We start from the raw sequence: 22,731 nt of genomic DNA, 5'->3' as shown, positions 1-22,731 counted from the left end.
TGAACGGGGCTATCCAGGACGACTCCGACGCCGTGATCACACCAGCCATCGCAAGATCATCTCACCCCTGACCAGCAGTTACGGGACAGCCCTTAGGGTGAGGCAAAGAGAAGAGGCGCCCATGGACGGCGAACTGGCCACCGCGATCGTCGCGACTGCGGTGAGTGTGGTCGCTACGGGCTACGCGGCGATGCAGGCGCACATCGCCAAGGGCGCTGCCCGTTCCGCCGAGGCCCAAGTAGCCCTGATGCTCCGGTAGATCGAGGGGGAGGAAACAGACCGCTTCGAGACCCGCGGACCGCAGTTCAGCATCGAATTGGCCCATCCCGATGAGTCCGACGTGAACGTGCCGTAACGTGGCCAAGGCGCCTAACTCCGCTGACAGAGGGCACCGGGCTCTTCGACGGATCGTTTCCTGTTCTACGCCGCAGCCTGCGCCGTCTGAGGTCGAGTGAGGAGCGTCTGGCCCATCGCCCGCTCGACCGAGATCAAGAGAACAACGCGCTCAGGATCCGGGGCCGGCATGCGCCCGTACCGCTGTCCATAGCGGGCAACGGCGTCTTCGACCACTGCCGCGTCGGCACAGACCTCCGCCACGCTTTCGAGCGTGGCCCACCGGCCGCCGTCGACCTGGCACACGGCGACTTGCGCCAGCCCGTCACACGCGAGGATGTTGGCGACTTTCCTGCTCGATTTGCGGGTGATAACTCGGGCTACTCCAGCGGCGGCATCGACCGTCACGCCGACAGGTACAACGTGAGGTCGACCGTCAGGCCGTAGCGTGGCCATGGTGCACAGGTGGTACTCGTTCCAGAACTCCAGGTAACTGGAAGGTTGGCTCAATATCGCTTTCGACATGACTGAAAGCGTAATGGCGATCCCTGGGGTAACTGTCCGGAAGTGACCATGGCCACAAGCGTCCGGGATGGGCGATTAATGCGGATACCCCACCTTGTGTCGGAAGTTGCATTCATCTGAGCGTCTCGGATTAATAACGGAGTTGACCGGCAATTCGGGGCCGTGAGGCGTCCATGCCAGGAATTCAGATCCCTGAATTAGAGCCATGATCAAATTCGCGGTGGTCGTTTTACTCCCATTTGGATCACTGGGGCATCCAAGGGGCATCCCGATTCGATCATGCTTTTCAAGTCATTCCACGTATAGGTCGTCACGTACTGTCCAACAAGGTTCCTGGAGACTCCATCGAGGGAGCTTTCCGCACGTCATGTGGTGTTCGCGTTCGTGACATCAGTGCGGCGAAGCCATCTGGAGGGCGTGGAGCTCCGGGCCCGTCGAGGGACTGGGCTTGGCGCGCGGACATGGTCGCCTGCGGCTGTTCTCCGGCATTGGGAACTGGACGTCATCGTTACGGGCGCGGTGTCGCCCGGCTCGGGGGAGCCATCAGCCGGTTGAAGGGATTACTCAATGTGGTCAGGGAAGAGCGGTCGAGACGCCGCTGAGTTTGGGGTGCCTGCTCAGGGCGGGCCGGGCCGCAGACGATTTGGACGCTGGCGCATGGCAGCAGCGAACCGGACGGTGGAGAAGGATTTGCACCGCCTGATCCGCCGCGAACTACAAGACCTCGGGATTACTCCCCCGCTTGACGTGGAAGAGCTTTGCCAGGCTCTCAGTCGGCGGAGGGGGCGGTCCCTGTACCTGCGGGAGGCCCCTCTGCCCAAGCCGGGTCCTTCGGGGATGTGGGTCGAGTACGCGGACTACGACGTGATCCTTTACCAGCAGGAGACGACACGCCTGCATCAGGACCACATCAAGTTGCACGAGATCGGGCACATCCTTGTAGCGGAGAACGAGGAGACTGCGGCGAAGGCGGCCGAGGAGAAATCGGAAGAAATCGCCTGGGCCGAGGAGGCGGCTGTCTTCGTTGAGGGCTGGGCCGCCATGCTGCCGGTTTTCGCCCCCGAGACGATCAAGCGCGTTGCTCGTCGGTGCTCGTACGAGGACAGCGAGGAGTGCTCGGTCGAACTGGTCGCCACCATCATCCTGGAATGGTCCTCCGTGCTGGACGGCACCGCCCCCCTGTCGGACGATCCTGCTCTCCGGCGCGTGGAGTCGGCGCTCGGTGACCGGCGAGGATGGCTGTAACACGTGGAACTGTTTCTTCTGGGGCTCGTGGCGGCTCTCGCCTGGAAGCTCTATCAGCTAAGACGATCTCCTCACGACAAGCCGCTGCGCTCAGTCACCCTCTGCCTGGCCTGTGCTGCGCTGTCGTACCCCGTAGCCATGCCAGGCGGAGCATCTGGCGTCGACACTGTCGCCGGCCACGGGACGGCGAAGCTGATCCAGAACGTACTGCTGCTCCTCGCGGTGTACTTCCTGATGTGCTTCTACCTTTACTCGGCTGCGGACGAGGAAGCGGGCCATCGCCGGGCCCGAAAGGAAGCCGTCGTCGTCGGTTTCGTCGCGGTGGCCATCACCGTAGCCGCGCTGTCGGCGCCGCACGAGGTCTTCGCGGGCAGCTTCAGCACAGCCGACATGACGGTTCCACAGATCGCCTTCTTCTACGGTGGGGCCGGCCTCTACCTCATGTACGCCCTCGGCATGGCGGGCCGGTGGACCCGCCGCTACGCGCGCATGTCCAGGCGCCCGCACTCCACCGGTCTGTGGATGGCGGCGGTCGGTTTGAGTGGGATGGCTGTGGCCTGCGCGATCCGCGCCGTCATCGTCGCTGCTCGCTCGACCGACGTCGACGTGCCCACGCCCTTGATGGCGACAGTGGCCTTCTTCTTGATGGGGGCCATCCTGCTGTTCGCGGCAGGCATCACGTACTCGGGAGCGCGAGCCCGGATCACCTCCCTGCGGCTCTGGCTCCAGCATCGGCGCGATCACCGTCGCCTAGCGCCCCTTTGGGACCTTCTGGTGGAGGCGTACCCCGAGAACGTGCTGCGGCCGGCATCCCCGGCGGCGCTGGACCGGTGGCGGGCTCGGGGCGTGCACCGGCGCTACCACCGTCGCATCGTGGAGTGTCGAGACGGCCTGGTGGACATCAGCCCGTACTTGCTCGACGGAGACGACGACGGGGCAATCCTGAGCATCGACTCCGGGGAGCTGGCCTCCAGGCTCCGACGCGCCTCGGCTCGAATCGAGCAGGGTTTCCCCGCGCCACGGCGGGCGGTCCCTCTGGCCATGGGGCTGGGAAGCGATCGGCAGTCGGATGTGAAACAACTGATTGCGGTGTCTGACGCGCTGCGTGATGCCGCATGATCCGTAATGATCAAGGAGACGAGATGCTGATCACCGGTGGACGAGTGCTTGTCGACTCGGGGACCTACCTGGAGGACGGCGCAGTTCTCATCGAGGGCAACTCGATCACTGCTGTCGGGCCGCGCGAACAGATCGCGGCGCAGGCCGGCCCCGACGTTCCTCACTTCGCATTCGACGACGGAACCATTCTGCCGGGGCTGATCGACGCACACGTCCACCTCGCCTTCGATGGCGGGCCCGACCCGGTTTCCACGCTTCAGGACTCGACAGACGAGGTCCTGTTCGAGGACATGCGGCGTCGTGCGGAACAGCTCCTGCTCAGTGGTGTCACCACGGCCCGTGACCTTGGTGACCGGGGTGGGCTGGCGCTTCGTCTGGCTGCGGAAATCAGCGATCGTCGTACACTGGGGCCGAGGATCGTGTCCGCGGGCACGCCCGCGACCACCGTGGGCGGGCACTGCCATTTCCTCGGCGGCGAGGTCTCCGGTGAAGCCGAGATCCGTGACCTCGTTCGCCGCAACGTGGCAGCGGGGGCCGGGGTCATCAAGGCCATGGTCACTGGCGGCGGCTTGACGAAGGACGGCCCCAAGAGCCACCAGTCCCAGTTCACAGTAGAGGAACTGACCGCCCTGGTGGACGAAGCCCACGCGGCGGGTGTCCCCGTCGCAGCCCATGCGCATGGGGCCGACGGCATCACTGCGGCCGTAGAGGCCGGTGTGGACACGATCGAGCACTGCACGTGGATGACAGGCGGCGGCCTTGACTTCCGGCCGGATGTGGTGGAGCAGATCATCGACCAGGGGATTACCGTCTGTCCGGCGGTCAGCCCTCACTGGCAGATGCTCCCCCGCGTCTTCGGCGAGGAGCGCGCCGCCGCGATGTTCGATCTGGTGCGGCAGATGGCCAACGCGGGTGTACGCCTGGTGGCCGGGACGGACGCGGGCGTGCAGCGCGCGGGCTTCGACGGCTTGGTCCCGGCTCTGTCGTTCTACTCCCACCTGGGCCTGGCGAACGCTTCGATCATCGACATGGCGACGTCTAAGGCGGCCATGGCGCTGGGGCTGGGTTCCACAACGGGGCGGATCGCCCCCGGATACCGGGCGGACCTCCTCCTGGTCGATGGAGACCCGCTCTCGGACCTCGGTGCGTTGAAGGGCGTCCGGGCTGTGTTCGCCGACGGCCAGCGCTACGAGCCCTACGCAGCGGCCGAGTAGGAAGTAGCCGTTCAGTGCCCTGTTCCCTCGACCTCGTGAGTCCTGGGTGCAGGGCACTAGTCGTTGGCGTCGGGGGCGGCCTTCTTCTCGAACTCGGTCGCGAGATCGTTCAGGATCGAGAGGACGCCGGCTGGCAGACCCTCTGCGCCGAGACCGCGGGCTCGGATTCGGCCCACCTGCCCGCTCTTGGCGGCTGACATCAGCCGAAGTCCTTCGTAAACCTGCCGGGCCACCGCGTCATCCGGCTCGAAGTACAGGCGTGCGACGCCGAAGAAGTCGGCGAGACCTTCCAAGACGACCGGGGCGGGGGCTTCGGCTTCGTCGGCGCCCGTTCGGAGCGCCGCCACCTTCTCGGCCGAGGTGACCAGCGATCCCGCGTAGGTGTTCACAGCCGCCGCGATCTCGGCGTCCGTCGGTGCGGTCCCCGCTGGGTAGGAGCGCTCCAGGAGAAGGGTGATCTTCGCAGCGAGCGTTCGGGGAGGCTCCTCGACTGCCGCGACGGCGGCGGTTTCGCCTTCCACCTCTTCGCCCCGAGCCTTCGCTATCGACCGCTCCTGGGCGCGATTCACCTCGTCCACGCTGACGCCATAAGCCGCCGCCAGGTCAGGGAGGTACCTGTCCTTGAGCCGCCGGATGCCGTTTTCCGCGCCGGCCACTGGACCGTCGCTCTTGGTGCCGATGACCGCTGCCATCTCGTACCGGTAGAGGCCAGCGTCGCACCGTAGGTCAGTGAGGTCGCGCAGGCCATTGCGGGGGAACAGGACGTCCAACGGTTCCTTGAGCACCCTGGCGAGGGCGGGCAACTTCTCCTGATCCGGCACGGACGAGCCCAGTTCCCACCCCGCCACTGTCGAATCCGCAGCGCCGAGGGCAGTTGCCACGTCGGACTGCGAGATTTCGGCGGCTCGACGTACCGCGCGCACACGAGTCCTATCGAAGCGTCGAGCTGGCACGAGACCTCACCTTTGCGTGAACCGAAGAAACATCGATTCGTTGACCTTTCCTGTGAACCGGGATAGCTTCAGGCTACCGAAAAATGCAGGGATTCGCATCCCCGCCCTCGGCAGCCAGGACGTGTGCCTGTCGAGGAGAACGTCGGTCAGGGGCGGACCGGGGAGGAGGCAGGGCGATGCAAGCGAACGCTCCGTGACGCGAACAGGCAACAAAAAACCGGCGCCCGGGAGCTATCAACTCCCAAGCGCCGGGCCGGCACCCCAAGGGGCGCAATTCACATCTCGCGGGCGGCGGGGCTTTTGCACGAGAACCGCCGCACCGCACTCCTACAAATAACGGAGTATCGCATGCTCGCCATGCCGAGCGGAACCCCGGCCTGCCCGGACACTGACCGCCAGCACCGCCTCGCCGCCCAGCTCGCCGACATGATTCCGGGCGCGGCCACAATCCGGGTCAGCCTCAACGACCCGAAGCAGGTGTGGCCCCACCCGCACGCCATCGTCAAGGACGAGGCCGGGGAGACCATAGAGCTGGCCCGGACAACCGCGAAGATCGCAGCACGCTTGGTCCTGCGGTTCTGGCCGGAGGCGGACTGGACGCGACCGCACACCTTCGACCTCGCCGATGCGACCCTCACCCGCAGCGACCTGATCACCGACGGCCGGGGCCGCTGACGTGGCGCGGATACGAACCATCAAGCCGGAGGCGTTCGTCTCCGAGTCGCTCGCCGAAGTGAGCGTCGAGGCCGAGCGGACCTTCTTCGGACTGCTCACGCAGGCCGACGACCACGGTCGCCACCGCGACAACGCCGCGATCATCGCCGGGCTGCTCTGGCCCCTGCGCGCCGAGCACAACTCGGTCCACGTCGAGGACGACCTCCACCAGCTCGGGAACGCCGGCCTGATCTGCCGGTACACCGGCTGCGACGGCCGCCGCTACCTCCATATCGTGACCTGGTCCGAGCACCAGAAGATCGACAAGCCGAGCCAGTCGCGCCTGCCCTCCTGCCCGCAGCACCAGGCCGCTGCCCGGTGCGCCCCCTGCAAGGGCACCTGCACCAAGCGGGAGGACTCGGCCACCGCTCCCCGCGCCGTCGCCGAGGCTTCGCCGAACCTTCCCCGCCCCCTCGATCCGGCCGCGCCCTCCGCTGCGATCCCTCGCGAGCACGCCGACGAGCGCCCCGCCGCCCGGGAGGACGCCTTCGACGACATCGTCGGCGCCCGCTCGTACACGGGAATGAAAGGCGCAGGTCAGAGCACATTCGCCGAGCCCTCCCCGAGCCCTCCCCGAAGCCCCGGGGAGGGCTCGGCGCCTGGATCTAGGATCTTGGATCCTGGATCTTCTTTCCCTACGGGGCGCACTGCGCCCGCAGCCGCCATCTCGGCCAACCAGCTCGTCGGCGAGTACATCGCTGCCTGCGACGAGCGCCCGCCCAGCGACGTGATCGGACACCTCGGGCGGATCGTCAAGCAGCTCTTGGGCGAGGGCATCGCCCCGGAGCACATCCGGGCCGGGCTGCAGAACTTCGCCGCCAACCCCAAGCACCCGAGCGTGCTGACCAGCATGGTCAACGAGGCCATGAACGCACGCTCCGCCGGTTTGGCGCGGCCGGGAATCCGCTCTAACGTGCCCGCCCACCAGGCGTGGACCAACCCCGCCAACGCTGCCGTCGCCTACGCCGAGGAGCTGTGATGAGCATCCGTAACCGCGAACCGCAGCCCCTTGGCGAGGGCACCCTGGACCGGATGGCACGCATCCTTGCTGCCCGGAACATCGACCAGGCCTCCGTCGCCGCACTGCCCGACGAGCCCGAGCCGTTTTCCAGGCTCGACGCCCTCTCGGCAGGGATGCCCCCGCGCTACCAGGCGGCCGTCGCCGACCACCCCCAGGTCCTGGCCTGGGCCAGGGAAGTCGTCGAGGCGGCTGTCGCCCCCAGCCGGGGAGCCCGGCGACAGGTCACCACCGGGCCGAGCCTGCTGATGGCCGGGGTCGTCGGCGCGGGCAAGACGCACCAGGCGTACGGCGCGGTCCGGCAGCTGGTGCAGAGCGGAGTCGGCGTGCGCTGGCGCGCAACCACCGCTGCCGACCTGTACGCCGACCTGCGTCCCCGCCCCGGCACAGACACCGAGCGGGAGCTGGCGGCCGTCAGCCGCTGCCCGCTGCTGATCATCGACGACCTCGGCGCGGCTCGGGCAACGGAGTGGACCGAGGAGATCACATATCGGCTGATCAACCGCCGGTACAACCACATGCTCCCGACCCTGATCACCACCAACCTGCGCATCAGCGATCTCCGGGCCTACCTGGGTGACCGCGTCACCTCCCGGCTGGCGCAGATGACCACCCGGGTCGAGTTCGAGCCGGTCGACCGCAGACGCCACCGCACCGCCGCCTGACCCACCGCAGGCCGCCACACAGGGCCGTGCGCCACGCGCCGCCCGTGCACCTCACCGACCTAGCGCACCTCTCCGCCGACGCCCCTGCGCGCGGAGAGCGATCGGAGCCAATCCGCATGACCACCACGACGATCAGCCCTGCCCGCCACCGGTCGCTCGGCGACCAGACCTGGCAGGACGAGGCCGTCTGCCATAGCACCGAGTACAACCCGGTGGACCCCGACATCTTCTTCCCGGAGCCCGACGAGACCGGCAAGATCACCGCCGCGAAGGCGCTGTGCGGCCAGTGCCCGGTCCGCCGCACCTGCCTGGACGCCGCGCTGGAAGGCGGCAACACCGACGGCATCCGGGGCGGACTGACCGAGGAGGAGCGGGGGCCACTGCACGAGAAGATCGCCCACCGCCTCAACTACAGCCGTGTCAACGACACGATCGCGGGGCGCGACGTCCACCTCACCAAGGCAGAGCGCCGCGCGGTCGTCTACGCCGCCTACCGCCACGGGGTCACCGAGCAGCGCCTGGCCTGGCTCCTGAAGATCACCGAGGAGCATGCCCAGAAGCTGTACCGCGAGACCCGCCGCGCCCTCGTACACCGTGACCTGGAGCCGGCCACGAGCGCCACCGCGCCTCCCGAGACCGACGGTGAGCGTCTGGGCCGCGACGACTTCGGGACGGCGGCGTGAGTACCGCGAGCATGCCGAAGACGGCGCACATCACCGGCTGGGACCGCGCGGTCGTCATCGCCCTGGGGGGCGCGGGATGTGCGCTGTCGTACGACGCCCTCCAGCAGATGGCCGTCGCTGTTCACGTCCGCGGTTTCCTCACCTACCTTTTTCCCCTGGTGATCGACGGGTTCATCGCCTACGGCATCCGGGCACTCCTGGTCCTGCGCGACGCGCCCCTGCGCGCCCGGCTCTACGTCTGGACCCTCTTCGGCACGGCCACCGCCGCCAGCATCTGGGCCAATGCCCTCCACGCGGTCCGGCTCAACGAGGACGCGGTCGCCGGCACCGGCCTCCGGCTCGGGGACATGGTGGTCGCGGTGCTGTCCACCATCGCCCCGCTCGCGCTGGCCGGAGCGGTCCACCTCTACATCCTCATCGCCCGGGGCCCGATCAAGGACAGCGACCGCGAGGACCCCGGTCAGGCCGGTCACGTCGGTCAGGCTGACCGGCCCGAGGACATCGCGGTCACCCGGACTGACCGGATCGGTCAGCAGCAGCCGCAGACCGGTCAGGTCAGCGCCGGACAGCCGGTCACCGCACTGACCGACCAGCGCCGACTGTCCCCGGACAAGCAGGCCCCGAGTCCTCGGCCGCTGACCGGGGACAGCGCTCCGGCGGACAGCAGTGACCCGGTCACCGGTCACCACGAGCAGCCGCCGCAGGCCGCTGACCTGCCCGGACAGTCGGACACTCCGCCGCCGGTCACTGCCCGCCCGGCCGCCACCGACCCGGTCACCGGACACCAGGACAGCCCGCCGCAGGCCACCGGTCGGCCGGTCACTCCGCCGCCGGTCACCGGCCGGGACACCCGGACACCCAGCGACCGGCGGTCTGACCCGGACACCGAGGACCTGCTGAAGATCGCCCGGTCAGCGGTCAGGGCCGAGGACAAGCTGACCCGCAAGGTGGTCGCCCAGGCGATCCGAGGCCAGCAGATCCCCCTGTCCAACGACACCCTGACCGCCCTGATGGCCCAGCTCCGCAAGCAGCACGGACAGCCGGTCACCTCCGCCCGGAACTGACCGGACAGCCCGAAGCGGGTGACCACGCCGGACACTCCGGCCGGTCACCCGCGCCGGACACGCACCCCCACAGACTCCCGAAGCGGAGCGGAGACCACCTCATGCGTACCAACCCGGCCACACCTGCCGAGGTCGATTCCTGGCTGACCGTCCTGCACCAGCACGGTCACCTCCACCGCGTGCATCCCGGCCCGGACAACATCTGGACCGTGCAACGCACCCCGCACGGCCGCCCCTGGACCCTGCACCACCCGGTCCTGGCCATGGACTGGATCGAGGAACTCGTCCGCGAAATCCGCCAGCAGAACCCGGAGACGAGCCGGTGACCGCCAACGAACCGTCGGTCACCACGCCCGGACAGCAGCGTGACCTCACGACGGCTCCCGGCGGAGCAAGCTATCGCGTACGACGGTCCTACGGCCCGACGTACGCACTTGCCCCCGCCCAGGAGGGCGGGGGAAGCCCGGCTGGTCCCCGAGCGGGGGCGCACGGGGACCAGCCGGGCAACCGGCACCAGGGGGCGCCGGTCACCGGGGGAGAAGCCGATCGCGACGACCACCGCGAGCAGCCGAGCCCGAGCACGCCCGCCTACCCCGACCGCAAACCGCGCCGCCGCACCCGCAACCCCAGCGAGCGCACCCGCAAGACGACCACCCGCCTCTCCGACACCGAGAAGACCGAGATCGCCGAGGCCGCCACCAAGCGCGGCGTCACCGTCGCCCGCTTCCTCGCCGTCTCCGGCCTGAGCGCCGCCCGCGGATGCGCCGCCGTGCACAGCAACGACCAGCTCGACACCGTCATCGACGAACTCGCCGCTCTGCGCACCGCGCTGGCCCGCATCGGCAACAACATCAACCAGATCGCCTTCGTCCTCAACAGCGGTGGCCAGCCGCGCGCCGGTGAACTCGAACACGCGCTGGGCGCGCTGACCGGACTTCTCGCCCGCGTCGATGACGCGGCGAACGACCTGGTGACCCGGCGGCTGTGATGGTTCCCGACATCGGACGCGGCTCCCGCACCCACGGCCTCCTCGTCTACCTGTACGGCCCCGGACGGCGCGAGGAGCATACTGACGCACACCTCGTCGGCTCCTGGGACGGCTTCGCCCCCGACCCCGGCCGCGACCCCGACCGCGACCCCGACCCGAAGGTCACCCTCGCCCGGCTCACCGCCGCCCTGGACCTGCGGGTCAAGCAGGCCGGCGACCGCGCACCCGCCAAGCACGTCTGGCACTGCTCGGTCCGCACCGCCCCCGGGGACCGGCGGCTGGACGACAAGGAGTGGAACGCCGTCGCCCAGCGCATGGTCCACGCCACCGGCATCGCCCAGGATGGCGACCCCGACGGCTGCCGGTGGATCGCCGTCCGCCACGCGGAGGACCACATCCATATCGTCGCCACCCTCGTACGCGGCGACCTGCGCAACCCGCGCCTGAACTACGACTTCAACAAGGCCCAGGCCGAATGCCGCCGCATCGAGAAGGAGATGGGCCTGCGGTGCCTGAACGCGGGCGACGGAACCGCAGCGAAGAATCCCAGCAGCGCCGAGAAGTTCAAGGCCGAGCGCACCGGCCGCCCGGAGACCTCGCGCGAGACGCTCCGCGAAGCCGTTCGTCGCGCCATGGCGGGAGCGGACTCGGAAGAGGAGTTCTTCACGCGGCTCCGAGAAGCGGGGGTACGGGTGAAGTTGCGGCACGCACCGTCCGGTGACGCGCTCGGCTACAACGTGGCCCTGCCCGGCGACCGCAACCGCGACGGAGACCCGGTCTGGTACCCCGGCTCCAAACTGGCCCCCGACCTCTCCCTTCCGAAGATCCGCCTACGCCTCACCGACGGGGCCGCCGAACCGAGCGCGCCCGCGGTCGGCGCTGACCGGACGAACTGGTCACCGCCCGCCCGTCAACGACGCAACGCCACCGTCATCGCAGAGCGCTCGGCCACGCTCCTGGAATGCGACGAGGACGGCGAGGCCGCCCCCCAGCTCGTCGGCGTCGGAGAACTCCTCGACGCAGTGGCCCAGACCTCACCGGCCACCACCCGCACCGAGCTGGCCGCCGCAGCTCGCGCCTTCGAACGGGCGACCCGCAGTCATGTCCGCGCCGAACGCGCCGACACCCGGGCCCTCCGCTCAGCCGCCCGGGGCATTGTCCAGGCCGGCGGGGCGCTCGGCCGGGGCGAGGACGGCGGCACCACCGCCATGCTCGTCTCCACCCTCGTCCTCGTCACCCTCGCCGCCGCCCGCTGGCACTCCGCCCGCGGACACGCCCAGCAGGCCCACGCCTCCCGACAAGCCGCCGCGCACCTGCGCACCGCCTACCGCCAGGCCGCCGCCACCCCGATGCGCATGCTGCACGACCAAGGCCGCGCCCTTCCTGACGCCCAGCGCCTCATGCACGAGGCCACCCTTCGCGCCGTACTGCCCGAGAAGGCCGTACGGGCAGGAGACACGGAAGCGAGGACCGACGCCTTGGTCGCCACCCTCGCCCAGGCCGAGCGGGCCGGCCACGACTCCGAAGCCCTCCTGCGCCAGGCCATCGACATGCGCGAACTCGACAGCGCCGACGACGTGAACGACGTCCTGGTCTGGCGCCTGCGGCGCATCGCCCAGCTCCCGGCACACCCGGGTGACGGTGCCCGTCGTCCGCAGGCCGCCACCCGCCAGGCCACCGCGCCGAGCAGCCGCACCAGTGAACGAAACGCGACGGCAGCCGTACCGCTCGGGACTGCTCAAGACCCCAATCGCCGCTCGCCACGTCGCTGACCACGTCGAACCGGACGTGGACCACCGTCCGAGCGGACGCCGCGAAATGTATGGACAGCCGGTTCCACCGGCTGTTACGGATGAAGACAGGACCGACAACCGGGAGATGACGCTCGTGCTCAGAACCACCACCCGCACCACGGAGCCGGCACCCGTCCTGCCCGTCGTCCCCACTGGTACCGACCCCCTGCTGCAGCTCCAGGCCGAGACTCGGTCGGCCGACGGCCCCGGGGCAATCCGCTGCGTCGGCCACTCACGCGAACTCGCTCTCGGGGGCATCCCCGTGATGTGCTCCGCCTGCAGTGCCCGACGCGACTGGCTGCTCATCAACCACGGGCGCAACGTCTGGGTCCGCTGCCGGTGCGGCAACCAGTGGCTCGAGCCCGAGATCGGCCGCGCCGACTTCGATGCCCTGGTCGGCGGCCCGCACGGGACGACCTACCCGAGTGTCGAGGCGGGCTTGACCGCGCTCGGGTTCGACGGCGTATTCGCCGGCATCTACCTGGAGTAGGCGAGCACCAGACGGAACGCCGAAGGGCGCCACCGGCATGTCGGTGGCGCCCCTTGGCGTGCAGGTGAGGTTCAGCCGCGTGCGCTGTCCTTCGCCAGCCCACCCCGGAAGTCGCACCCCGGGCACTCGTCTTCACCCTGGACGTGTCCCTCGTACCAGCCGTGGACCGCCGCATGCAGGATGGCCTCCTCCACGGTGGCCTCGCCGCTACGGACTGACTCGATGGCTCCGCCGACGATCAACCCGAGTACGGCGTTGTCGGTCGAGGGGAACGGGGGCGAGGGTATCTGCGAGTCGGGTGTCATGCCCGCAGCCTACGGGCGAGCACCCGCTCGGTCAGTCGGTCGACGTGGTCTCCTGTCGGGGGGAGCTGTGCAGGTCGCTGCGAAATCCCCGGCCGACCGGCCTCCAGTTCTGGAACGTGGACGGCTTCCAGCGGGGACGGTCCGGAACGCTGTCGTCGTCGGGCGAGGGCAGGCTGCCCCGGCTCTTGCGGCTGCGGGTCGCGCCGACGCTGATACCCAGGTGGGCGGCGACCTCCGGGTATCCCCAGAGCCTCTGGTCGTCGGCCATGGTGTTCTCCTTCGTCAGGTCGAGCGTACGCAACGAACGGGTGGACGCACGACGAGGCCGCCCCTGCCTGAGCGGCATGGGGCGGCCTTCGGCGGTCCTCGGTCAGACTCCGGAGAGCCGGTTGGAGAGGTCGAGGGCGTCGGTCGCGAATGAGAGGGCGGCGCACAGGCCGGTCACCTCGTACAGGGTCGGACGGACCAGGCGCGGCCAGTCGTCCGTGGCGGCGGGCCAGGAACCGAGGAGCACCTCGGCTGTGGTCAGCCCCAGGTACGCCGTGACGTCCCAGCCACTGCGCGAGGCGGGCTCCCAGCGCAGCCGGATGCGTCCGAGGGGAAGTTGGGGGGTTTCGGCAGCGAGCCAGGCGACGTCGAGGGGGCCGTCGGGGCGGGCGGAGATGCGCTGGAGAAGCGCGCTGTGCACGCCGTACGGCATTGGGTGCACGGCGACATCGTGCAGCGCGAGACGAGGTGCGGGGCGCGAGAGGGACGAGATGGAAGCCTCCGTGGTGGTAGGGAAGCGATCAAGCCCAGGTGAGGGCATCGCGCGCCCCCACCGGGAGGTAGTCCTCCTGGCCGTCATCGGCGATGTACGCCTTGCCGTCGCGGACGACGACCTCGGCCCCCACGAAGTGGGCGAAGGGGAAGTCGGGGTTGACGGCGAGACGGACCGGCAGGTTGGGGTCGAGTTCCAGGAGCTGGCGGAGCAGGTGGCCGACGGTCAGGTACTGGGGCACGGAAACCTCCGAGAGCGGTATGGGCGGGCGGGGCCGGACTGGCGGGGACATCGTCAGGGGCGTCGAGGCGGAGCAGGTCGCGTAGGGCCTTCGGGCCCTTGGTGTGGTCTGCGAGATGCTGCCGACGGTGGAGCCACTAGGTCAGCCGGTAGCGAGGTGGGAGGGGAACCGCGCCTTCCTCCGAGACGACCAGGCCGTCGGCGTGCAGGCGCTGCAGCGAGCTGGCGACCCGTTCCCGGCTCAGCCCCGTGGCGGCGCTGATCTTGGAGAGGTGCGTGTTCGGGTTGGCCGACAGGTAGGCGACGACACGGGTGTCGCGGCGGCGGAGGTAGTCCTGGAAGATCCCGGCGCTGTACACCAGCAGCACCCCGCAGAAAACCTGGGGGATACCGCGCGAGGCTATGCCGGAACCCGTGATGGCGTCGTAGGCCGCGAACATGGCGATGCCCGAGCCGACGATGTGGTTCGCGATTCTCATGAGGTCGTCGGAGTAGATGGTCATTGCAATGCCTTTCGGTCAGGAAGAGGGGGTGCGGCCGGTCCGCCGAGACGGGCGCGGTGAACGGGGCGGGCCGTCGTTTGCCCGCCCCGTAGTTCGGCGGTCAGCGCGAGGAGTGAGTGACGAGGGCGGCGAGGAATCCGGCGACGGCCTCGGAGGGGGTGTGGATGCCGAACTCCTGGACCCACACCTCGCCGTCGGCGGGCAGCACCTGGACGCGCCAGACGATCTCCCGCGCCCAGGCGGAGGGGTTTTCGGGAAGCCAGCCGACGTAGACGCCGCCGTCCGGGCTGGTCGCGTGGACGTTGGCCTCCGGGGTCTCGGCGATGGTCCAGCCGAGAGCGTCCAGGAGGTCGAGCACCGGAGCGGCGCAGTGGTCGGAGGAGAGCCAGTGGCAGTCTTCCACGGCGGGGCGGACGACGGCGGGCAGGAGGGTGGCGGAGGTGTTCACGGTGAGACGATCCCTTCGTTGACCTGCGGTTTTTCCCAACACCCGTACGTTGGCATGCGGCATGCCGAAGTGCGTAGTCGTTTCCCGGGGATGCCGTCTGCCGTGGGCGAACTGGAGACCACAGCCGAGCGGTCGGCGGGACGGGAATGGATCGGCGACTGCGGTTGTCGTACCTGGGTTGCGGTGAGGGACCGCACGTCGGTGAAGGGGAGCAGGGGATGGCCGAGGCGAGCAGACACTGGGACGGCGCCGGACTGGAACGCAAGATCCGCGCCGCCGGACGGCCCTGGACCGTGGGCGACATCGCGATGGTCGCCGACGGCCAGTGGGGAGTCGGCGCACAGCCCGACCGGTGGCCGGACGAGGAGACGGTGGAGCGCCGGGTCGCCGAAGGCCGACGCGTGGAGCTGACGGTGGAGGAACTGGCCCGCGCGGTGGGCCCCCGGGCCGAAGAGGGCCACCGCGACGAGAATCGGAGCTAAGCGTTCAACGTCGGGGCCCCGTTGTGGGCGCTGACGGCCCTACGACCGCCGCCGGAGAGGACGGTTCGGGCACGGCCCCCGGGGCGTGCCGCGTCTGCCCGGAGCGGGCGACCGCGGCCTGAGCCAGCCGTACCGCCGGTGCCTCAACCTCGGGTGCGGCGGCCTCCCGAGCCTCCACCACGCGCCGGATCGCCTGGAGGTACGCACGGCTCTCCGCGTGGGCGACGCGGAGCTTGACCGCCGTTTCGGTGATCCGGTCGAGTTCGTAGAAGTCAGGCACGTACCCATGCCGGGACAGGGCGTGAAGACGGTCCTGGTGAACGGTTACCGCGCTGTCCGTGATGGCCAGGGCCGCGCCGGTGTGCATGGCGCAGCGCAGGAGCGGGCCCTCGCTGGGGCGGCGGACCCCTAGGACCTCAAGAGCTTCGATGGGCTGGCCCCAGGCGTTCTCGATCATGGCCGTGGCCTGGTCGAGCATGGTGGTGGTGGGCATGGTGGAACTCCTGTTGGGCGGGGACGGTCGCGAGTGGAGTGCGGCCTGGGGTGGGAGTCAGCGTCCGCGCCGGGGCGTCGGCGAGCTGGCCGGCAGCCGGGCAGAGGTCGCGGGCGCGGGGTGTCCCGTCCGTTTCTGCGCCGCCCCCGTGGAGCGGCTCTGCGCGGCCATCACCCGGAGGTCGGCTGCTGTGCGTGGTGCCCGCGCGGCACGGTGTACGGCCTGGGTGACCGCGGTGCGGCGTACGTCCAGCGGAGTTGGAGCGCGCGGGACCTGAGCCTCGGCGATCGGCGTGGCCGAAGCGACAGGAGTCATGGTGACCAAGTGCTGCATCCGCCGGTCGACTTGGTGGCGCTCGCGGACCACCGGCGTCGACTCCGCCATCACAGCGGCGGTTGCGGCGATCAAATGCGATGGGGTGCGGGCCGTGAACGTCGCTTCGGCACGAGTGCCCCAGCCCGGCGGACCAGCCCACAGCTCGACGGTCGTGCGGTCGGAGCCGTAGCCGCGCCGATCGATAAGGATGCCCGCTTGGTCGTCAGGAGCGATGATCTCGACGGTGCCGAGTTCAGCAGCTCCGTCAAGGTTCCAGCCGGCATCGGTCAACGGCCGGACGGTGTCCCTCCAAGGGACGGTTGGCCCTGTCAAGAAGCGGCCGAGGGTGTCGGAGGCGATGGCTTCGTCGTAGTCCTGGACCAGTGCGGCGGTGAGGCCGGCGACCATCTCGGCCGGGGTGACGTGGTTGAACGTCGCCGTCCAGCGAGGCGCCGAGAAGGCGTCCTCGGCTGCGCTGATCTTCCACAGTTCGAAGTCGTCGCCGAACCAGCCGATTCGAATCCGTTGGTCGGGAGAGGTCACGAGGAGCTGGCAGGGGCCCTCATCGAGGTACTGATGGGGCCAGTGGGCGACGGGCGCGAAGCCAGCCTCGCCGGTCCCGTTGGAACCAGCCAGATACATGGGGCTGACCAGCACCTCTTGGTACCGGGTCGGGTCGTCAGGGGCGTACATGGTCGAGTCTCCGGAAGCGAAGGAGGAGAACGGATCCGCGTATGCAGCGGCGGGAGCCGCCAGAGCGCACGCGGATGCCGTAGTGGCGGCGAGCGGCCTCTAGTTCTCACCCCCGTCACCGGCCCCGGCCCGGTGCCGACTGAGCGGTCACGGCCGCCGGCACCCGCGGTTCCGGCTGAGGCGCGTGGCTGAACATGACGTTCGACGCGGCGGCGCTCCGTCGTAGGGCCGCCGCGGTCCGGGCGCTGTCGGCTCCCGCCCCCAGCGGAATGCCGACGTGGGTGCGCGTGGCTGCCGCTGTCGGACGCGGTGCCGCTGTTCCACCTCGCAGCGCGAAGGGCTGGCTCCAGTACTCGACACTCGCGTAGACGGCCCCCAACGCCTGGCCGGCATCGGTGAGCACGTAAGGGTCTCCGTGCCGGGAGCCCGTCCGCGTGACCAGGCCATCGGCCTGAAGCCGGACAAGTCGCTGCCGTGCGAGGCCGTAGTCCAGACCGGCCGCCTCGGCGATGTGAACGAACCGCATCTGGCCGTCAGCCGAGTCGAGGGCCTGAATCACGGCAGTCGAATGCCGAAGATGCAGGCGGCGCAGCGCGTCCTCGACACGCTCGGCTTCGGCCATAGGTTCCTGTGTCAGGTGGGTGCGGGACCAGTCCGACACCGTGCGGAGGACGGGGGCCAGAGACGCGCCGAGCGCGCTGAGCCGGTACGGCGCGCCCCGCCGGTCGTCATCGCGGATCACCAATCCGTCAGCGTGCATCGCGGCCAGCCGTTTGCCGACGAACTGCTCACTGACGAAGGGGAGCTGCGCAGCAACGTCGCGGACGCGCACGGGGCCGTTCACCTGGGCCAGGGTCATCGCGGTCCAGGTGGTCCACTTGGGCCCGATCCGGGCGAGAGCCTCCTCGACGCGCTGGGCGTCGATGGAAGCGATGGAGAAGGTGGGAGGCAGGCCGGGGGTAGGCACGGTGGGGTCCTTATCGGGATGAGGTCAGCGTGAGCGGGGGGTCGCGAGGGAGGTCCTGGCGACGGGCGCGGCGGCCGAGTCGGCGAGCGCGCCTGACGTGGTCCGCGTGGTGGTGCGGCCGAGGGCGGCGGACACCCGGAAGGTCGTCGCGCGACCATCACGCAGGGCGGCTTCCCCCCGCGGAGTGAGCGAGAGGAGCTGGCCGGGCCGGTACACGTTCTCGGTGATGTCCTGATGCAGTAGCCCGTCGGCGACCAGCCGCTGCACGGTCTGCGGGAAGACCGCCGGGTCCTGCCGCTGGGCCTTCTCCCGCGAGATGTACGGGTCCTCGCCGATCGCGTTGCGGCGAAAGCGAACACCTCCGGCCGCAACCGCTTCGAGGGCTACCAGCCCGCGCTCCCCAGCGACGGCCCAGTCGTTGTCCCGGCGGGGCCTCGTCTTCTGGCCCTGCCCGTGGCTCTTGTTGATCGCGTGTTGAGCAGGCTCGGGCGAGGAAAGAAGCCGGCGGTAGGCGGACAGGGACTCGACGAGCTGGCTGTATGCCCGGTCCTGCTGCGCCAGGCCGTCTCCGAGGTCCGGGAGAGCTGTGCGCAGCAGCGCGTATGAGACCTGGGCTCGGCCGACTTCACCCCGACCAGTGCCTTCGAGCAGCCGCTGAGCGCGCTGGACCGCGTTGAGCACGCTCTCGTGTCGCTCGTCCAGCGCCGCTGCGGCTTCGATGACGCGTGTAGCGGCCTGGTGCAGCGGCTCCTCCGGACCATGTGCGAGGGCGTGCACGCTGACATCCCCGACACCGAGCACTTCGACGACGAGATAAGGCCCAGGGTGTGTGTCTGCGTCGTACGGGTTCACTCCGTCGTCTCCATCCCGGCGAGCAGGGAGCGGACCAGAGCGGGCAGGCTCCCGGGATCGATGCCGAGCCGAGGGCGGTCGCTCACTTCGCTGAGGAGATCGGCGTCATCGAGCAGGCCGCTGGAGATCTCCATGCAGGCGTCGGTGATCCGGGCGGCGGCGAGCAGCGACTGGGAGAGAACCTCGACGTAGTCGTCCGGCGCGAGGCCGGCGGCCTCGGCTGCGTTGCGGACCGCCTCCAACTCAATTGCGTTGAAAGCGAAGTCGAACTCGTCGTCCCGCTCAGTACCACCGGGCGCGGCGACGATCGGGGCGCGTGGCTCCGTGGGTATGCCCACGCGGGTACAGATCTCGTCGACCGAGGAGGTCAGCTCGGCGAACGACTCGGTGAGCCACCCCAGCGCGGAGGCGTAGGAGGCCAGAGCGAACAGGCCCGCCGACCCGGCGGGGCGTGGCTCGGTGGCCACGAAGCCTTCGAACCGGTCGTTCAGCTCGGTGATCACGCGGGGCCCAGCGGCCAGCGGACCCAGGACGGGATGCAGGTAGGAGCGGGCGGCAGCCGTCGGATACTCGGCGGCAGGGATGCAGCCGACGTTCTGAGCGGCCTCGGTGAGGAGATCCGCCAGCTCTGAACGGGTCAGCGCAGTACGGTCGTTGGTCATCGCTGGGCGGCCTTTCGGGGGGCGGTGGCCGAGGACGGCGCTGTTGAGGGGGCAGTCGCGCGGCCCGTTGTCGGCCGTTCGGTGGTGAGCGTCGAGCGAGACCGGGCGGCCTGCACACGGGCCTCCGTGGCAGAGTCGGGGCCGACCTCTTGCTGGGGGCCGGTCCGTAGGTGGGCCGCGCGGTAGACCGCGTAGTCCTTCCGGCTGCCAGCCGCCACGAGGTAGATCTCGCGCTTGTGGGTCGAGGTCGGTGGCGCTTGGCGGAACTGGATGACCAGCCGGTAAGAGACCTCCGGGTCGACGTACACCTTGTGGAAGCCGGCGAGACGGCCCTTCAACGGCAAGCAGTCGTCGCTTCCGTGGACCAGGTTCTGCAGCTCCAGCAAGGCCAAATCGCGCATCTCGGCCGGGAGTTCCCGCAGGTCGGCGATGGCGTCAGGGTGCGCGGCGAAGGCGAAGCGGGCGCGGCTCACAGCAGCCTCCCCTGAACCGCGCGCTGGACCGGTACCGCCGCTGTCGCGCGGGGCGCGTCGAGCCCGGTCTGCGGTGTCGGAGAGGTTCCGGCGGACCGGGAAAGGGCGATGCGGGCCCGGACGACAGCACCGTTGTGGTCGCTGTACTCCGGAGGCTCGGGCAGCGGTTCGCTGCGCTCGTCCAGCCAGGTCTGGGCGACGCCGACGTCGGGGAAGGCGCCTTCGCGCATCGTGTACGTGCCGGCATCGTGGTTCCACTCCTCGTAGAAGAGGCGAACCGGTGCTTGGGTGGCCTGGGAGTCGTTGACGAGTGTCCACGCCGCGCTGGGGTTGTCGTCAGAGGTGTAGGTGTCGAGGACCTCGTAGCGGGTGCCCGACTTCTGGATCTGCTGTTCTACCTGGAGGGCGAGGTCGTCGGCGGGCTCGATGTAGTCGCCACCGCGCAGTGAGATCGGTTCGAGCGGGCAGCCGCGTTCTGCCAGCCAGTTCTGTGCGAAGGACGCCGTGGCGTGGTGACTCGTCTCGAACGTGAACGTGGACTGCCGCAGATCCCGAGCGACCGCGATCGCAACGAGCTGTGGTTCACCGGGTATCCCCCACGTGACCGATCGGTCGTGGGCGAGGACGAAGCTGTGTGAACCGTTGGGCGTGGTGTGGTGTTGGGACAGCACCGTCAAGTCGCCAGTCCAGAGGGCCTCCATCACTTCCTCGGAGTCGTCGTCGACCGGCGAGAGATCGTCGAGGTCGAAGTCGAGGATGTCGTTCACGCCGCTACCCCGCCTGCTCGGGCGCCGGGGTGGCCAGCACCCGGTGGTTGGGGCGAGTTGCGCTGGTCGTGCAGGCCGCGAAGGGTCCGTCGGGCGCACGCAGGTGCGCCAGGGTTTGGTCCAGGTGGTCGCGGTGCCAGGTCGAGGGGCCGGACAGGCCGGCCTCCGCGTCGGTGAACTGCTGCCAGGCGAGCCAGAGTGCGTGGAGCCGGGCGACGGCCTCGGGGTGTTCGTGCCAGTGCGCGCACCAGGGACGGCTCGTGCTGATCTCCCGGCCGTACACCGGCAGGAAGAGGTAGTTCACCCAGTCGCTGAGGGCAGCGAGTTCGACGGCGTATTCCTTGCCGCCCAGGGCGAGGATGAACACCGAGGCGGGGCCGTCGGGCTTCTTCCCGTCAGCCGCGTCGGCTTCCGAAGCGCCGCCCGGCGGCTGGATGGCGCCGGATTCGGGCTCGGAGCCGAGGCGGTCGAGGATGACGCCGTGCTGCCTGACCTCGGCCATGGTCTTGGCGAGGGTGCTGGCGAGGTCGTCGAGGTCTGCGTCGGGGACGCGGTACGGCTCGGGGCCGGGGGAGGTCGGGCTGGTGTCGGCCATGGGAGTGTGCTCCATCTGTGAGACGGCGACATGCCCGAGAGGATCCGGAGAATCAGCGGTTTGGTCCGGCCGGAAGAACGCGGTAGTGGAGCGCTATCGGTCGGCGCAACGGGAACAGCGGGGGAAGGGTGGTGCCAGCAACTGCAAGGCACGCGAAGCCTGTTGTGGGACGACGCCGTTGCCGAGCGCGGTGAGCTGCGCTGGACGGCCGAGCCCCGGAGTCGCGGTGACCCAGCCGGCGTCGAGGCCCTGCATCCACTCCACGAAGTCCGCGCGGAGTCGACCGGCCGCGTCCGTGGGGGCGGGGGCAGGACGGGTGAGGCTCTCCCACCGCGTGATAGCGGATCCGTACGCTCCCCATCGCCGGTCCGCACCCCCGCCTCCGGCGTCTCCTCCGCCCAGAGGGGCAGGACCACCGCGGACAAGGGAGGCCGCCGTACTTTCCTGGGGCGGCGGCCCGGGGTGCCCGTGTCGCTGGCCCTCGGCGTCGGCGACAGAGACGCCGCGGCACTGGGCAGGGTCATGTCGCCGTTGCCGTGCCGCTGGTTCGGCGAGCCCTTGATTCCGTCCGACGCCTTCGGGGTCGGCAGCAGCAGCCACTCGACCTCGTCGGCCAGGTTCGGACCGTGCCCCCCGCTCTTCCGCTTCGACGGATGCTGTGAGCCGCCGTTCTTCCCGATGTTGCTGGTCGGCGTCTTCAGCAGGGTGCCCGGCGGGCCATGCGGCGAGGAAGGTTCGCTCGCGGCGGTGCGGGGCCCCGACGTCGGAGGCGCGAAGCACGAGCCACTTCGCGTCGTACCGGAGGTCGGCCAGGGATCCGAGTACGGCACCGAGTGCCCGCAGAGGAGGCTGACCTGCGGTGTCTCCCAGACACCACGGGCAGGGTTCCACGTCGCCAGGGGAGTCGGCGGGGGAGGTGAGGAGGCCGCGCACATTCTCGATCACAACCAGGCAGGGTCGGAGGGCTGCGACCGCACGGGCGACGTGCAGCCAGAGCCCGGAGCGGGTCTGAGCGTTGAGTCCGGCCCGGCGGCCGGCGACCGAGACGTCTTTGACAGGGGAAGCCGGCCGTCAGGACGCACACCCGAGGGACGGTGGACCAGTCGACGGCGGTGATATCGCCCAGGTTCGGGACGCCGGGCCAGTGGCGGGCCAGGATGCGTGAGGCGTTCGGGTCGACCTCGGCGTGCCAGGCCAGCGTGCCGCCGAGCGCGGACTGCACGCCCAGGTCGAGGCCGCCGTACCCCGAGCAGAGAGACCCGATCAAGGGGGTGGCGAGGCTTGGGGCCGTGGCGCGTAGGTCCGGCGCGGCTGCGGAGATGGGGTAGATCAAGGCGAGTTCCAGGGGCAGAAGAGGTCGGTGGGGAGGGGG

General features: G+C 69.7%; 30 protein-coding genes and 2 pseudogenes. 14 read left to right on the top strand and 18 right to left on the bottom strand.

What is annotated here, in order from left to right:
• The first annotated feature begins 97 nt into the window (after positions 1–97).
• Complete coding sequence (locus tag ACFVWY_RS29645; protein ID WP_389877779.1) at positions 98–259, top strand: hypothetical protein; 162 nt, start codon at positions 98–100, stop codon at positions 257–259.
• Positions 260–420: 161 nt separating this feature from the next.
• On the opposite strand, the gene ACFVWY_RS29640 is transcribed toward ACFVWY_RS29645, so the two are convergent.
• The gene (locus ACFVWY_RS29640; protein ID WP_389877778.1) at positions 421–858 is read right to left on the bottom strand and encodes a pyridoxamine 5'-phosphate oxidase family protein; all 438 of its coding nucleotides are present in this window, start codon (positions 856–858) and stop codon (positions 421–423) included.
• Positions 859–1,515: 657 nt separating this feature from the next.
• Here ACFVWY_RS29640 and ACFVWY_RS29635 point away from each other — a divergent pair.
• From ACFVWY_RS29635 to ACFVWY_RS29625, 3 genes are read left to right on the top strand one after another with little or no spacing between them, the layout of a single operon-like run.
• Positions 1,516–2,103 (top strand): hypothetical protein, encoded by a 588-nt coding sequence (locus tag ACFVWY_RS29635; protein WP_389877776.1) that lies wholly within the window; start codon positions 1,516–1,518, stop codon positions 2,101–2,103.
• A 3-nt stretch (positions 2,104–2,106) separates the two neighbouring features.
• Positions 2,107–3,222: an MAB_1171c family putative transporter gene (locus tag ACFVWY_RS29630; RefSeq protein WP_389877774.1), complete on the top strand. Its 1,116-nt coding sequence runs from the start codon at positions 2,107–2,109 to the stop codon at positions 3,220–3,222.
• Between the two features lie 23 nt (positions 3,223–3,245).
• Positions 3,246–4,436 (top strand): amidohydrolase family protein, encoded by a 1,191-nt coding sequence (locus tag ACFVWY_RS29625; protein ID WP_389877772.1) that lies wholly within the window; start codon positions 3,246–3,248, stop codon positions 4,434–4,436.
• A 56-nt stretch (positions 4,437–4,492) separates the two neighbouring features.
• Here the strand turns inward: ACFVWY_RS29625 and ACFVWY_RS29620 are convergent, their stop codons facing one another.
• Positions 4,493–5,359 carry a helix-turn-helix transcriptional regulator gene (locus ACFVWY_RS29620; protein ID WP_389877770.1) on the bottom strand — a complete coding sequence of 289 codons (867 nt, stop codon included), beginning with the start codon at positions 5,357–5,359 and terminating at the stop codon, positions 4,493–4,495.
• Between the two features lie 378 nt (positions 5,360–5,737).
• Between ACFVWY_RS29620 and ACFVWY_RS29615 the strand changes: the two genes are divergently transcribed.
• The 9 genes from ACFVWY_RS29615 (at position 5,738) to ACFVWY_RS29575 (ending at position 12,804) form a co-directional block, all read left to right on the top strand.
• Positions 5,738–6,064: a transcriptional regulator gene (locus tag ACFVWY_RS29615; RefSeq protein WP_389877769.1), complete on the top strand. Its 327-nt coding sequence runs from the start codon at positions 5,738–5,740 to the stop codon at positions 6,062–6,064.
• A gap of 1 nt (position 6,065) precedes the next feature.
• A complete protein-coding gene (locus ACFVWY_RS29610) occupies positions 6,066–7,082 on the top strand; it encodes a hypothetical protein (RefSeq protein WP_389877768.1) in 1,017 nt (338 codons plus the stop codon).
• The gene (locus ACFVWY_RS29605) at positions 7,082–7,786 is read left to right on the top strand and encodes an ATP-binding protein (RefSeq protein ID WP_389877767.1); all 705 of its coding nucleotides are present in this window, start codon (positions 7,082–7,084) and stop codon (positions 7,784–7,786) included. Before ACFVWY_RS29610 ends, ACFVWY_RS29605 begins: the two co-directional genes overlap by 1 nt.
• A gap of 116 nt (positions 7,787–7,902) precedes the next feature.
• Complete coding sequence (locus tag ACFVWY_RS29600) at positions 7,903–8,469, top strand: WhiB family transcriptional regulator (RefSeq protein ID WP_389877765.1); 567 nt, start codon at positions 7,903–7,905, stop codon at positions 8,467–8,469.
• Entirely contained in the window at positions 8,466–9,533 is a 1,068-nt protein-coding gene (locus ACFVWY_RS29595; protein WP_389877764.1) for a DUF2637 domain-containing protein, read from the top strand. The genes ACFVWY_RS29600 and ACFVWY_RS29595 overlap by 4 nt, the downstream gene beginning before the upstream one ends.
• Before the next feature lie 101 nt (positions 9,534–9,634).
• Complete coding sequence (locus ACFVWY_RS29590; protein ID WP_389877762.1) at positions 9,635–9,859, top strand: hypothetical protein; 225 nt, start codon at positions 9,635–9,637, stop codon at positions 9,857–9,859.
• Positions 9,856–10,521 carry a plasmid mobilization protein gene (locus ACFVWY_RS29585; RefSeq protein WP_389877761.1) on the top strand — a complete coding sequence of 222 codons (666 nt, stop codon included), beginning with the start codon at positions 9,856–9,858 and terminating at the stop codon, positions 10,519–10,521. Before ACFVWY_RS29590 ends, ACFVWY_RS29585 begins: the two co-directional genes overlap by 4 nt.
• Positions 10,521–12,293, top strand: a complete 1,773-nt coding sequence (locus ACFVWY_RS29580) for a relaxase/mobilization nuclease domain-containing protein (RefSeq protein ID WP_389877786.1) — start codon at positions 10,521–10,523, stop codon at positions 12,291–12,293. The genes ACFVWY_RS29585 and ACFVWY_RS29580 overlap by 1 nt, the downstream gene beginning before the upstream one ends.
• A gap of 106 nt (positions 12,294–12,399) precedes the next feature.
• Positions 12,400–12,804 carry a hypothetical protein gene (locus ACFVWY_RS29575; RefSeq protein ID WP_056704975.1) on the top strand — a complete coding sequence of 135 codons (405 nt, stop codon included), beginning with the start codon at positions 12,400–12,402 and terminating at the stop codon, positions 12,802–12,804.
• 71 nt (positions 12,805–12,875) lie between these two features.
• Here the strand turns inward: ACFVWY_RS29575 and ACFVWY_RS29570 are convergent, their stop codons facing one another.
• From ACFVWY_RS29570 to ACFVWY_RS29545, 6 genes are all read right to left on the bottom strand, one after another.
• The gene (locus ACFVWY_RS29570; protein ID WP_389877760.1) at positions 12,876–13,109 is read right to left on the bottom strand and encodes a hypothetical protein; all 234 of its coding nucleotides are present in this window, start codon (positions 13,107–13,109) and stop codon (positions 12,876–12,878) included.
• A gap of 31 nt (positions 13,110–13,140) precedes the next feature.
• On the bottom strand, positions 13,141–13,377 hold the full coding sequence (locus ACFVWY_RS29565; protein WP_056704972.1) for a hypothetical protein: 237 nt from the start codon (positions 13,375–13,377) through the stop codon (positions 13,141–13,143).
• Positions 13,378–13,479: 102 nt separating this feature from the next.
• On the bottom strand, positions 13,480–13,809 hold the full coding sequence (locus ACFVWY_RS29560; RefSeq protein WP_389877784.1) for an esterase: 330 nt from the start codon (positions 13,807–13,809) through the stop codon (positions 13,480–13,482).
• An 88-nt stretch (positions 13,810–13,897) separates the two neighbouring features.
• A complete protein-coding gene (locus ACFVWY_RS29555; RefSeq protein WP_093761009.1) occupies positions 13,898–14,110 on the bottom strand; it encodes a hypothetical protein in 213 nt (70 codons plus the stop codon).
• A 136-nt stretch (positions 14,111–14,246) separates the two neighbouring features.
• Positions 14,247–14,612, bottom strand: a complete 366-nt coding sequence (locus tag ACFVWY_RS29550; protein WP_389877758.1) for a winged helix-turn-helix transcriptional regulator — start codon at positions 14,610–14,612, stop codon at positions 14,247–14,249.
• A 100-nt stretch (positions 14,613–14,712) separates the two neighbouring features.
• A complete protein-coding gene (locus tag ACFVWY_RS29545; RefSeq protein ID WP_389877756.1) occupies positions 14,713–15,060 on the bottom strand; it encodes a DUF317 domain-containing protein in 348 nt (115 codons plus the stop codon).
• Between the two features lie 218 nt (positions 15,061–15,278).
• Between ACFVWY_RS29545 and ACFVWY_RS29540 the strand changes: the two genes are divergently transcribed.
• Complete coding sequence (locus tag ACFVWY_RS29540) at positions 15,279–15,542, top strand: hypothetical protein (RefSeq protein ID WP_097930480.1); 264 nt, start codon at positions 15,279–15,281, stop codon at positions 15,540–15,542.
• A gap of 4 nt (positions 15,543–15,546) precedes the next feature.
• Here ACFVWY_RS29540 and ACFVWY_RS29535 read toward each other — a convergent pair whose 3' ends face one another.
• The 10 genes and pseudogenes from ACFVWY_RS29535 to ACFVWY_RS29490 form a co-directional block, all read right to left on the bottom strand.
• Positions 15,547–16,035, bottom strand: coding sequence for a hypothetical protein (locus ACFVWY_RS29535; protein ID WP_389877754.1), 489 nt, complete (start codon positions 16,033–16,035; stop codon positions 15,547–15,549).
• A gap of 57 nt (positions 16,036–16,092) precedes the next feature.
• Entirely contained in the window at positions 16,093–17,043 is a 951-nt protein-coding gene (locus ACFVWY_RS29530) for a DUF317 domain-containing protein (protein ID WP_389877752.1), read from the bottom strand.
• A 115-nt stretch (positions 17,044–17,158) separates the two neighbouring features.
• Positions 17,159–18,010 carry a winged helix-turn-helix transcriptional regulator gene (locus ACFVWY_RS29525; RefSeq protein WP_389877750.1) on the bottom strand — a complete coding sequence of 284 codons (852 nt, stop codon included), beginning with the start codon at positions 18,008–18,010 and terminating at the stop codon, positions 17,159–17,161.
• Between the two features lie 24 nt (positions 18,011–18,034).
• Positions 18,035–18,862 (bottom strand): large ATP-binding protein, encoded by an 828-nt coding sequence (locus ACFVWY_RS29520; RefSeq protein ID WP_389877748.1) that lies wholly within the window; start codon positions 18,860–18,862, stop codon positions 18,035–18,037.
• Positions 18,859–19,524 carry a hypothetical protein gene (locus tag ACFVWY_RS29515; RefSeq protein WP_389877747.1) on the bottom strand — a complete coding sequence of 222 codons (666 nt, stop codon included), beginning with the start codon at positions 19,522–19,524 and terminating at the stop codon, positions 18,859–18,861. The genes ACFVWY_RS29520 and ACFVWY_RS29515 overlap by 4 nt, the downstream gene beginning before the upstream one ends.
• Positions 19,521–19,997 (bottom strand): hypothetical protein, encoded by a 477-nt coding sequence (locus ACFVWY_RS29510; RefSeq protein ID WP_389877745.1) that lies wholly within the window; start codon positions 19,995–19,997, stop codon positions 19,521–19,523. Before ACFVWY_RS29510 ends, ACFVWY_RS29515 begins: the two co-directional genes overlap by 4 nt.
• Positions 19,994–20,764 carry a glycosyl hydrolase gene (locus tag ACFVWY_RS29505; protein WP_389877744.1) on the bottom strand — a complete coding sequence of 257 codons (771 nt, stop codon included), beginning with the start codon at positions 20,762–20,764 and terminating at the stop codon, positions 19,994–19,996. Before ACFVWY_RS29505 ends, ACFVWY_RS29510 begins: the two co-directional genes overlap by 4 nt.
• Positions 20,765–20,768: 4 nt before the next feature.
• On the bottom strand, positions 20,769–21,359 hold the full coding sequence (locus ACFVWY_RS29500) for a DUF4913 domain-containing protein (protein WP_389877742.1): 591 nt from the start codon (positions 21,357–21,359) through the stop codon (positions 20,769–20,771).
• 93 nt (positions 21,360–21,452) lie between these two features.
• A pseudogene (locus ACFVWY_RS29495) lies at positions 21,453–22,358 on the bottom strand (DNA cytosine methyltransferase); the annotation flags it as partial.
• A 121-nt stretch (positions 22,359–22,479) separates the two neighbouring features.
• Positions 22,480–22,581 (bottom strand): annotated as a pseudogene (locus ACFVWY_RS29490) (DNA methyltransferase); the annotation flags it as partial.
• Positions 22,582–22,731 lie beyond the last annotated feature (150 nt).

This window comes from Streptomyces sp. NPDC058195 (assembly GCF_042883525.1).
GTDB lineage: Bacteria > Actinomycetota > Actinomycetes > Streptomycetales > Streptomycetaceae > Streptomyces.
This window is presented reverse-complemented; position numbering and strand designations above follow the sequence as displayed.